Annotated in this window: 1 protein-coding gene; it reads right to left on the reverse strand. The window is 75.2% G+C overall.

The window, feature by feature from the left end:
• On the reverse strand, positions 1-428 hold a 428-nt coding region (locus ACL02R_RS30085; RefSeq protein WP_412800126.1), incomplete at both ends, for an SAM-dependent methyltransferase.

Raw genomic sequence — 428 nt, forward strand, 5'->3', positions numbered from 1 at the left:
ATGTGGTGGTGGGTGGCGAGTGTGGCGGCGTGGCGTACGGGGGCCAGGTCGGGTGGTGCGGCGGCGAGCAGCAGTGAGCCGGGGGTGAGTACGCGGGCGAGGGTGCGGAGGATGCGGGCCGGGTCCCCGGCGCGGGACAGTGCCTCGGGCAGCAGGACACAGACCGGCAGCGCCCGGTCGTACCCGCCTTCGTCGGCCGCGAGTGCGAGCGCGCGCACCGGATCGGCGGCGATGTCTGCCCGGAGCACGGTCCCCGGGTACGCGCCCGCCCGCAGGTGGGCGGCGGCGATCGGGTCGGGTTCCAGGTAGACCACGGTGACCGCGTCGCCGGTTGCGCGCTGGGCGGTGGTGTGCAGATCCGGGCCCGAGGTGTGCGCCGTGGGGTAGCCGTAGTCGGTGACGAGGACCTGCCTGACGCCGAGTTCCCC

The sequence above is a fragment of the Streptomyces sp. MS19 genome (assembly GCF_047200595.1).
Lineage (GTDB): Bacteria > Actinomycetota > Actinomycetes > Streptomycetales > Streptomycetaceae > Streptomyces.